The sequence below is a fragment of the Xanthomonas floridensis genome (assembly GCF_001642575.1).
GTDB lineage: Bacteria > Pseudomonadota > Gammaproteobacteria > Xanthomonadales > Xanthomonadaceae > Xanthomonas > Xanthomonas floridensis.
The window spans coordinates 117,631-127,968 of the sequence record NZ_LXNG01000011.1; the positions used below are offsets into that span (position 1 = coordinate 117,631).

The following is a 10,338-nucleotide window of genomic DNA, read 5'->3' on the forward strand; positions in this document are numbered from 1 at the left end:
AGTGCAGCGAATGGAGAAGGCGCGCAGCGCGCGTTGGCGGCCGTGCACCCATGGCGGTCACCCCGCGTGTGCAATGCGATTGCCGCGTGCTTGGCGACCACCCCGGTAGGCAGCAGGGAATCACTCAGCGCATATCCATGCGTGGACATCACCGTGCGCGCGCTCATGGGGTTGCCTGCGCGGTGACGACAAACGGTTGGCCGGTGAGGCGCTGGATCTCGATCAAGGCGGTCTGCGCTTCCACTGCGGCAGCGAGTTGCTGCTGCCGCGCATCGCTGCGCTGCGCCTGCAGCTGCGCCCAGTCCAGATAACTGGTGGCACCGGCGCGGTAGGCACGTTCGGCTGCCGCATCGGCACGCGCCAGCGCCGGCAACACCTCGTCGCGCATGCGCGCCACTTCCAGCTGGCCGGCACGGTAACGCCCGTGCGCATCGGCCAAGGTGGCGTAGAGCTGCAAGGCCTGCGACTGGCGTTCGATGTCCAGCAGCGACAGCTCGGCCTGCGCAGCGCGGATATCCGGCTGCGCCCGACCGGCGCTGCCCAGTGCGAGCGACACACTGCCGACCAGCGCGGTGGCGTTGTTGCCTTCGAGCCGGCGCACACCCACTTGCCAGTCCAGATCCGGGCTGGCCTGGCTGCGGGCCAGCTGCAGCCGTGCATCGCGCAGGCGCTGCTCGTTGTTCAGGCGCGCCAGCTCCGGCGTGCTGTCGAGTAATTGCGCCAGCACTTCGAACTCGGGGATGGCCGGCAGTTGCAGGGCATCGCCACCGGTCTGGTCGGCCTCGATGCTGCGCGCGCCCCATAGCAGCGCCAGTTGCCGGCGTGCCGCGGCCAGTTCCAGCTGCGCACGGTCGCGGTCCAGTTCCGCACGCGCCTGCAGGGCCTGTGCGGTGAGCAGGACCGATTCGGGCGAGGCGCCGGCCTGCAGCCGCTGGCGGGCGGCGGACACAGTGCGTTGGCGCTGCGCCAGGGTGTCCAGCGCGATGGTGTGGCGCTGGCGGGCTGCGGTGATGGCCAGATAGCGCCGCGCCACCTCGGCCAGCACATCCAGCCGCGCGATGGCGCGTTGCGGGGCCAGCGCATCGATGCGCGCCTGCGCCAGCGTGCGGCGTGCATCCAGCTTGCCGCCGCGTTCCAGCACGCTGGCCAGGGTGACGGTGAGTTCGGCCTGATCCAGCGCGCGGGTTGGCCCGCTGCCGAACACGTTTTCGATCTCGGCGCCAACGCGCAGCGGCGGGCGCAACGCATCGCGCTGCGCCTCGGCGGCAAGCACGGCCTGCTGGCCGTCGGCCAGACGCAGATCGGGGTGCTTGGCGGCAACGCGCGCAATGGCGTCGTCCAGGGTCAGCACGGTTTGGGGCGGTACGTCCTGCGCCATGGCGCACGGCACGACCGCGAAGGCGGCAACAGCCGCCAGTCGCAACCACATGAGGGTGTCTCCGCGAATCGGGATTGATGGACAGGCCGGCAGCCGCCGGCAAGGCATCAGGCCGCGATCGGGGGCCGCAACAAGGTCTCGATCAGGTGCGATCGGTAGTCGGTGGTCAACGCCGCCGGATGCGCGTGTGTGCCCATCGGCAAGGGCCCCCAGGCCATTGCAGGCAGCATGGCCGGGCTGTGCCCGTGGCAATACCCGCTGTGCATCAGCGCATGCAGCAGGCCGGCACCATCGCGCTCGCCGGCACCGTCTTCGTCGGCACCGTCATGGCCGTGCGGCGCGCTGTCGTCCAGGTGCGCCTGGTCGTGCGCCAGTGCATGCACATCGCCCAGCGCACAGGCCACCGGTGCCACCAGCACGCCCAACACCAGCACTGCCAACGCCATCAGGCGCAGCAACGGGTGCAACAGGCGGGCGCGGCGAAGCAACATGGGCGCAGCGTATCCGGGCCGGTGTGGTTACACAATCGCATGCGCCGCCAAGAGCGGTTAACAGAACGACTGCGCGGCCGCCAGGCGGGTGCGGTCGGTGTTCGGTGCTCGGTGCTCGGTGCTCGGTGTTCGGTGCTCGGTGCTCGGTGCGGCACGGTCCACTCCTACACTCCGGGTCTGAGCACCCATCCAACGACCGCTCGCTACATTTTGTTAGCCACTCTTGGTCGGAAGCTCAGGGCAGAGCCTTGGTGGGTCGGGGGTGCGGTGCCCGCGCCACTGGCGGGGCACGCCGTGAACCCGTCCCTGGGACTCGATGGCTGCATCCATGCCGCCACACGGTCCCGCAAGCGGCGAGGCACCGCACCAAACGTTGGTCGGTGGTCGCGTGAGAGCTGCTTGTAGCGCGTTGCGCATCAAACGTTGCACCGGCGCGTCATGATCCAACAACGCGCATCAAGCCCCGCTCCTACCGTGCATACCGACCATCTCGACTGGTCCTTGCCCGCCCACCGTCGCGGGACCTTACGCGGCATGGATGCCGCGTAAGAGCCTCCAGGGACGGATTCACGGCGTGTCCCGTGATGGTGGGCGGGCAAGGGCCCTGCAGCCCAACCACAGATCAGACGCTCTTCAGGTGGTCTTGTCCGCCGCTCCCAGTGCTCCTACCCATCACGGCGCCGCGGTGCGGACCCGCTTGGTGTCGGCCGGGCGCGCCTTGCTCTCGGCGATGAAGGCGCGCACCTGCTGCTCCAGCACCGGCAGGGTGACCGAGCCCTGGCGCAACACCACGTCGTGGAAGGCCTTGATGTCGAAGCGATCACCCAGTTCCTTCTCGGCTTCCGCGCGCAGCTTGACGATGCTGATCTCGCCCAGCTTGTAGCTCAGCGCCTGGCCGGGCCAGGAGATGTAGCGGTCCACTTCCGTGGTGACTTCGTGTTCGCTGAGCGCGGTGCGGTCGCGCAGATAGGCCAGTGCCTGGTCGCGGGTCCAGCCGTCGTGGTGCACGCCGGTATCGATCACCAGCCGGCAGGCGCGCCACATTTCGTAGGTGAGCCGGCCGAACTCTTCGTACGGGGTCTCGTAGATGCCCATCTCCTGGCCGAGCTTTTCGGTATACAGCGCCCAGCCTTCGCCATAGGCAGAGATGTAGTTCTCGCGCCGGAACGCCGGCTGCTCGCCCTGCTCCAGTGCCAGCGAGCCCTGCAGCGAATGACCGGGCGAGGACTCGTGCAAGGTCAGCGCCGGCAGGTTGTACAACGGCCGCGACGGCAGGTTGTAGGTGTTGACCCAATAGGTCGTGGCGCCGCCGCGCCCGGCGGTCCAGAACGGGGCGATGTCGTCGGGCACCGGCTTGATGGTGAAGCGCCCGCGCGGCAGCGTGCCGATGAATTTGCCCACCTGCCCGTCCACGCGCTTGGAAATCCACGCGGCGCGATCGAGCAACTCCTGCGGGGTCTTGGCGTAGAACTGCGGATCGGTGCGCAGGAAGGTCAAAAATTGCGCGAAGCTGCCCTTGAAACCGACCTGCTGGATGATCGCGTTCATCTGGGTCTGGATACGCGCCACCTCATCCAGGCCGATCTGGTGGATCTGCTCGGGCGTCAATTCCAGCGTGGTGTATTCGCGGATCTGCTGGCGGTAGAACGTCTTGCCGTCGGGCAATGCTTCTGCCGCCAGGGTGGTGCGCGCCTTGGGCATGTAGTCGTTGCGAAAGAAGGTCAGCAGCTTGCTGTAGGCCGGAAGGACGGCAGTGCGCAGCGCGGCCTTGGCCTGTTCGCGCAGCTGCGCCTGCTCGGCAGCGGGGATCTGCGCAGGCAGTTGCTTGAATGGTGCGTAGAAGGTCGATTCGGTGGGATCTTTGACATCGGCCACGGTGGCGATGGACACATCGCGCCCATCGAGCACTGCACGCGGCACGCTGAAGCCGCGCGCCAGGCCGCTGCGCATGTTGGCGATCTGCTGGTCGAAGTAACGCGGCACATCATTCAGGCGCGCGATGTAGGCGCGGTACTCGGCTGCGCTCTTCATCGGCCGCTGCGCCATGAAGCCCAGGTTGGACCAGAACGAACTATCCGAATTGAACGGCATCTCGTAGGCGCGCAGGCGCACTTCGGCGGCCAGGTTCTCTACCTGCGGGCGGTAGATGGCGAAGTTGATCTGGTTGGCCGGCGAGAGCTGCTTGGGGTCGATGCCGTCGAGCTGCTTGAGCACGCCGTCCCAGACCGCCAGGCGCGCCTGCTGCGCGGCCGGGCCGACGTCGGGCAGATGGGTGTTGTCGCCGGTGGTGTCGGTGTCTTCATCGGCCTGGCCGGTCTCGGCCTGCCGCCACGCCCACTCTTTCTCGTAGATCGCGCGGAAGCGTGCATCGGCCGGTGCTTCGGCGGTCAGCGTGGCCGGAGCCGGCGGTGTGGCAGCCTGGGTGGTGGCGGCGAGCGAGGTGCCCAACAGGGCAAGCGCGAGGGCGGTGGCGAGCGAAGAGGTCACGTGCGGAAAGCCTGATCTGGAGCGAACGCCCGATCATGGCAGCCCGCGCGTGAGCTGCCATGGGCCGGAAGTCCCAACGCGGGCTGGCGCACGGGTATGGCTGGAGTGTCGGTGCTGGACTGATATGGCGGGGCGAGTCAGGCACTGCCCCCATCCGCCCTGCGGGCACCTTCCCCCGCAGGCGGGGGAAGGGAGCTGGTGTGCTCGTCGATGGCGGGGAAGGGGGCCGATTTGCTTATCCAGCGAAGGCAGGCGCCGAGCTTGCCGGGGCGGTGTTTACTCTCTCTCACGCCTGTGGGAGCGCGCGCGTCGGTGCCCTGGCATGGCCGGGGCTGCAGCCGGCTACCCCCTCCGCCCTGCGGGCACCTTCCTCCGCAGGCGGGGGAAGGAAGCTGGCCTGCTTGGTCGGGGAACAGGTGCGGTGAGCCTGTCGGGGGCGGTGTTCACTCCCTCTCCCACCTGTGGGACAGCGCGCCTCGGTGACATGGTGTGGCCGGGGCTGCAGCCGGCTGCCCCCATCCGCCCTGCGGGCACCTTCCCCCGCAGGCGGGGGAAGGAAGCTGGCTTGCTTGGCCGGGGAAGAGATGCGGTGAGCCTGTAGGGGGCGGTGTTCACTCGCTCTCACGCCTGTGGGAGCGCGCGCGTCGGTGCCCTGGCATGGCCGGGGCTGCAGCCGGCTACCCCATCCGCCCTGCGGGCACCTTCCCCCGCAGGCGGGGGAAGGAAGCTGGCCTGCTTGGCCGGGGAAGAGATGCGGTGAGCCTGTCGGGGGCGGTGTTCACTCCCTCTCCCGCCTGCGGGAGCGCGCGCGTCGGTGCCCTGGCGTGGCCGGGACTGCAGCCGGCTACCCCCTCCGCCCTGCGGGCACCTTCCCCCGCAGGCGGGGGAAGGAAGCTGGCCTGCTTGGTCGGGGAACAGGTGCGGTGAGCCTGTCGGGGGCGGTGTTCACTCCCTCTCCCACCTGTGGGACAGCGCGCCTCGGTGACATGGTGTGGCCGGGGCTGCAGCCGGCTGCCCCCATCCGCCCTGCGGGCACCTTCCCCCGCATGCGGGGGAAGGAGGCTGGCTTGCTTTGCCGGGGAAGAGATGCGGTGAGCCTGTAGGGGGCGGTGTTCACTCGCTCTCACGCCTGTGGGAGCGCGCGCGTCGGTGCCCTGGCATGGCCGGGGCTGCAGCCGGCTACCCCATCCGCCCTGCGGGCACCTTCCCCCGCAGGCGGGGGAAGGAAGCTGGCTTGCTTGGCCGGGGAAGAGATGCGGTGAGCCTGTCGGGGGCGGTGTTCACTCCCTCTCCCGCCTGCGGGAGCGCGCGCGTCGGTGCCCTGGCGTGGCCGGGACTGCAGCCGGCTACCCCCTCCGCCCTGCGGGCACCTTCCCCCGCAGGCGGGGGAAGGAAGCTGGCCTGCCTGGCCGGGGAAGAGATGCGGTGAGCCTGTCGGGGGCGGTATTCACTCCCTCTCCCGCCTGCGGGAGAGGGTTGGGGTGAGGGCGCTTTGAGACCGATTGGCTCAGCCCTTGCGCACCACCACCAGGTGCCGCTCGCCATCCAGGCCGGGCACCTGCAGCGGGTGCACTTCGCTCATCGTCCAGCCGGCGGGCAATGCCGCGATTTCCTCGTGCGGGTAGACGCCCTTCATCGCCAACAGACTGCCGCCCGGGCGCAGCAGATGGCCGCCGACGTCGATGATGCCGGCCAGCGTATCCAGTGCACGCGCGGTGAGGTGGTCGTAGGCGGCCGGCTCATCGAGGGCTTCGGCGCGCGATTCGGCCACGCGGGCGTTGCGCAGTTCCAGATGGCGCAGCGCCTCGCGCATGAAGCGCGCCTTCTTGCCGTTGCTTTCCACCAAGGTCACCTGCAGCTGCGGGCGGGTGATGGCGAGCGGGATGCCGGGCAGGCCGGGGCCGGTGCCCAGGTCGGCCAGGGTGCCGCTGGCGATGTAGGGCTGCATCGCCAGCGAATCGAGCAGATGGCGGGTGACCATCTCGCGTGGGTCGCGCACGGCGGTGAGGTTGTAGGTCTTGTTCCAGCGCACCAGCAAGGCCAGGTAACGCAGCAGCGGGGCGGCAAACGCCGCATCCAGGGATTGGGCCTGCAGGCCGCGTTCGAGCGCGGCGGAGACATCGGGGGCGAGTGCGGCATCGTTCATGCCGCGATTATCGCAGCTGGATGACGCGCAGGTGCGGGCGTGCCGGGCGCGTTGGCAATGCCTGGCGCTTGGACAGGAAGCTGGCGTGCGTGAACTTGCCAGCACGACCGTCAGGCCTGGCGATGGCACAGGACCTGCAGCCACGACGCCCCTGGCTACACCGGCTCATGCGCATCGCTTTGGCAGGATCATCCGCCACCGTGGCACTTCCCGTATCCGCCGTCCGCTATCGATGGTGCGGGCAAGCCTGCACCGGCAGCGCTAGCCGTGTGGCTGCCATTGAACGGACATCGGCCCGTCGCACTATGGTCGCGTTCGCCAGATCGCCTGTGTGCCCATGTCCTTGATCGACCCGTCTTCCGCAGTGCCTTTGCCCGCCCCCGACAACGCTCCTGCCACCGTGGATCGCAGCCGCCGGCGCCTGCTCATCGCCGGCGCCAGCCTGGCGGGCGCGGGGCTGCTCAGCCCGTTCGCCCGTGCCAGCGGCAGTGCCGACCCTTTCACCCTGGGCGTGGCCGCCGGCGACCCGCTGGCCGACGGCTTCGTGATTTGGACCCGGCTGGCCCCGCGTCCCCTGGACCCGGACGGACGCGGCGGCCTGAGCGCCACGGTGCCGGTGCGCTGGCAGGTGGCCAGCGACCCGGGCATGCGCACCATCGTCCGCCAGGGCGAGACCATCGCCCGCCCCGCCTGGGGCCACGCCGTGCATGTGGAGCTGGCCGGCCTGGCCGCCGATCGGCCTTACTGGTACTGCTTCCAGGCGTTGGGCGCGCGTAGCCCGATCGGTAGCGCGCGCACCTTGCCGGCAGCGCATCAGATGCCGGAGACGGCGCGCTTTGGATTCGTGTCCTGCTCGCACTGGGAACTGGGGTACTTCAGCGCCTATCGCCACCTGGCCGCGGAACACCCGGACCTGGTGTTCTTCCTCGGTGATTACATCTACGAATACAGCAACCACGGCGAGGCGGCGAACAAGATCGTGCGCCCGCACGGCAGTGGCCAGTGCATGGACCTGGCCGGCTACCGCAACCGCTATGCGCTCTACCGCACCGACTTGGACCTGCAGGCGCTGCATGCCGGCAGCGCCTGCGTGGCGACCTGGGACGACCACGAGGTGCAGAACGACTACGCCAACCGCTGGTCGCAGGACCCGTCGATTCCGGTCGACACCTTCCTGGCACGGCGCGCTGCCGCTTACCGCGCCTTTTACGAACACTTCCCGCTGCGCGCGCGGCATCGCCCGCATGGCGCGGACATGCGCATCTACCGCTCGCTGGATTACGGCCAGCTGGCACGTTTCTACGTGCTGGATGGTCGCCAGTACCGCAGCGAACAACCCTGCCCACAGGCCAATGGCTGGCGCGGTGGCCACGTGGTGGACGACAGCTGCCGCGAACGCACCGACCCGCGCCGCACGATGCTCGGCCAGGAACAGGAACGCTGGCTGCATGCCGGCTTCGCGCAGTCGCCTGCGCGCTGGAACGTGATCGCGCAGGATCTGCTCGTGGCACCGATGCGGCAGTCCGGCCACGATGGCGTGCTTGGGCACTGGACCGATGGCTGGGACGGTTATCCCGCCACGCGCACCCGCATGCTCGATGCGATGGCGAAAACGCGCTTGCGCAACCCGGTGTTCTGGGGCGGCGACATCCACTCGTACTGGGTCACCGACCTGAAAGCCGACCCGGCCGACGACGCCTCACCGACACTGGCCACCGAATTCGTCGGCACCTCGGTCACCTCCGACGGCCAGAGCAATGTCGAACTGCAGCAGACCATGGCCCTCAACCCGCACGTGCATTACGTGGACGGCGAAACGCGTGGCTATGTGTCGGTGACAGTGACGCCGGGCCAGATGGAAACACGCTTGCAGGGCATCTCTGATCGGCGCGACCGCAATGCCACGGTGTCGACCACCAAACGCTTCCTGGTCGAGGACGGCCGGCCGGGGGCCGTGCAGGCCTGAGCCGCTCCCGCAGCGGCAACGTTTGTGTCTCGGCAGATCGCGCCACGCGCGGGCCTGCCGGGCGGCGCACGATTGCGAACACTGTGCCGGCCATCGCGCTGCCGTGTTCGGGCAAGGCCGTGGACACGTGGCGGTAAGACGGCGGCGCTACATCTGCACGGTGTTCCCGCCAGCCGAAGGACCCGTCCATGAGCGCCTCCGATCCCGTCCGCCGCCGCGTGCTGCAAGGCCTGGGTGCCGGGCTGTTGCTGCCGGCCACCACCGGTTGGTCCACGCGCAGTCTGGCCGCGCCCTCCGGGCGTCCGATGATCACCGACGGAGTACAGAGCGGCGATGTGCTGGACGGCCGCGCGATGCTGTGGAGCCGGGCCGACCGTCCGGCGCGGATGCGGGTGGAATGGGACACGCGCCCGAGCCTGCGCCAGGCGCGCCGGGTGGACGGGCCGATGGCGCTGCCTGTCCACGATTTCACCGCGCGCATTGACCTGGGCGGATTACCGCGCGGCCAGGACATCTTCTACCGGGTGCGCTTCGAAGACGCCGACAGCGGCGTGCTGAGTGCGCCGGTCCACGGGCATCTGCGCAGCGCGCCGGCAACGCGCCGCGACGTGCGCTTTGTCTGGAGCGGCGACACCGTGGGCCAGGGCTTTGGCATCAATCCGGACATCGGCGGCATGCGCATCTATTCGGCAATGCGCCAACGTAACCCGGATTTCTTCCTGCACAGCGGCGACACCATCTACGCCGACGGCCCGGTCCCGGCCGAGCTCACCGTCGAAGATGGCAAGCGCTGGCGCAACCTCACCACCGCGGCCAAGAGCAAGGTGGCCGAAACGCTGGACGAATTCCGCGGCAACTACCGCTACAACCTGCTCGACGAGCATGTGCGCCGCTTCAATGCGCAGGTGCCGCAGCTGTGGCAATGGGACGACCACGAAACCACCAACAACTGGTCGCCGGGCAAGCAGCTGGATGCGCGCTACCAGGTGCGCGATATCCAGGTGCTGGCCACGCGTGCGCGCCAGGCCTTCCTGGAATACGCGCCGATGCGTGGCGTGCGCGCCGATGGCAGTGGGCGGATCTATCGCAAGATCAGCTACGGCCCGCTGCTGGATGTCTTCGTGCTGGACATGCGCAGCTATCGCGGCGCCAACAGCGACAACCTGCAGCCGACTCCGGGGCCGGACGCGACGTTCCTGGGACCGGAGCAACTGGCCTGGCTGCAGCGCGAACTGGCCGGCTCGCGCGCGCAGTGGAAGGTGATTGCCGCCGATATGCCGATCGGCCTGCAGGTGCCCGATGGCGAAGATGCCAGTGGACGCCCGCGGTGGGAGGCGATCGCCAATGGCGACCCCGGCGTGCCGCGCGGCCGTGAGCAGGAGATTGCCGCGCTGCTACGCTTCATCAGCCGTGCGCGCGTGCGCAACACGGTGTGGCTGACCGCCGATGTGCATTACTGCGCGGCCCATTACTACCACCCGGACCGCGCCGCGTTTCAGCAGTTCGAGCCGTTCTGGGAATTCGTCGGCGGCCCGCTCAACGCCGGCAGCTTCGGGCCGAACGCGCTGGATGCCACCTTTGGCCCCACCGTGGTGTTCCAGAAGGCAGCGCCTGCCGCCAACACCTCACCGCTAGCTGTGATCTCTCAGTAGGTTGTTCATCCGGGGCATCTCTGGAAGATGGGGGTTATCAAGCCAACCCAGCCCCCAGGAGCCCCGGATGAACCTGCATAAACATGCCCGCTTGAGCCCTCGCGGTCGAGCCCTGCTTGTGGATCGCATCCTTGTTCATGGGTTGCGCGTGGAAGAAGCAGCGCATGCGGCCGGTGTCAGCGTCCGAACGGCCTACAAATGGCTCAAGCGCTTTAAGG

At 68.8% G+C, this 10,338-nt stretch carries 6 protein-coding genes and 1 pseudogene; 3 read left to right on the forward strand and 4 right to left on the reverse strand.

The genetic code is table 11. The features are described from left to right. Window positions 1–163: 163 nt before the first annotated feature. The 4 genes from A7D17_RS07230 to rsmG all read right to left on the reverse strand — a co-directional run bounded on the left by A7D17_RS07230 (window position 164) and on the right by rsmG (window position 6,502). Window positions 164–1,429 (reverse strand): TolC family protein, encoded by a 1,266-nt coding sequence (locus tag A7D17_RS07230; protein ID WP_064508476.1) that lies wholly within the window; start codon window positions 1,427–1,429, stop codon window positions 164–166. Window positions 1,430–1,485: 56 nt separating this feature from the next. After that, window positions 1,486–1,869, reverse strand: a complete 384-nt coding sequence (locus A7D17_RS07235; protein ID WP_064508477.1) for a hypothetical protein — start codon at window positions 1,867–1,869, stop codon at window positions 1,486–1,488. 672 nt (window positions 1,870–2,541) lie between these two features. After that, window positions 2,542–4,356: a DUF885 domain-containing protein gene (locus tag A7D17_RS07240; protein ID WP_064508478.1), complete on the reverse strand. Its 1,815-nt coding sequence runs from the start codon at window positions 4,354–4,356 to the stop codon at window positions 2,542–2,544. Between the two features lie 1,507 nt (window positions 4,357–5,863). Continuing rightward, the gene (gene rsmG / locus A7D17_RS07245) at window positions 5,864–6,502 is read right to left on the reverse strand and encodes a 16S rRNA (guanine(527)-N(7))-methyltransferase RsmG (protein WP_064508479.1); all 639 of its coding nucleotides are present in this window, start codon (window positions 6,500–6,502) and stop codon (window positions 5,864–5,866) included. A gap of 337 nt (window positions 6,503–6,839) precedes the next feature. On the opposite strand from rsmG, the gene A7D17_RS07250 reads away from it, so the two are divergent. From A7D17_RS07250 to A7D17_RS22680, 3 genes and pseudogenes are all read left to right on the forward strand, one after another. Continuing rightward, window positions 6,840–8,468: an alkaline phosphatase D family protein gene (locus A7D17_RS07250; protein WP_064508480.1), complete on the forward strand. Its 1,629-nt coding sequence runs from the start codon at window positions 6,840–6,842 to the stop codon at window positions 8,466–8,468. A gap of 188 nt (window positions 8,469–8,656) precedes the next feature. Continuing rightward, a pseudogene (locus A7D17_RS07255) lies at window positions 8,657–10,105 on the forward strand (alkaline phosphatase D family protein); the annotation flags it as partial. Between the two features lie 82 nt (window positions 10,106–10,187). Beyond that, on the forward strand, window positions 10,188–10,338 hold a 151-nt coding region (locus tag A7D17_RS22680), incomplete at its 3' end, for a leucine zipper domain-containing protein (RefSeq protein ID WP_153041914.1).

Excerpts from the sequence above, each read along its gene's own strand:
- A7D17_RS07250 (WP_064508480.1), top strand. The coding sequence starts at position 6,840 with ATGTCCTTGATCGACCCGTCTTCCGCAGTGCCTTTGCCCGCCCCCGAC.
- rsmG (WP_064508479.1), bottom strand. The coding sequence starts at position 6,502 with ATGAACGATGCCGCACTCGCCCCCGATGTCTCCGCCGCGCTCGAACGC.
- A7D17_RS07235 (WP_064508477.1), bottom strand. The coding sequence starts at position 1,869 with ATGTTGCTTCGCCGCGCCCGCCTGTTGCACCCGTTGCTGCGCCTGATG.
- A7D17_RS07230 (WP_064508476.1), bottom strand. The coding sequence starts at position 1,429 with ATGTGGTTGCGACTGGCGGCTGTTGCCGCCTTCGCGGTCGTGCCGTGC.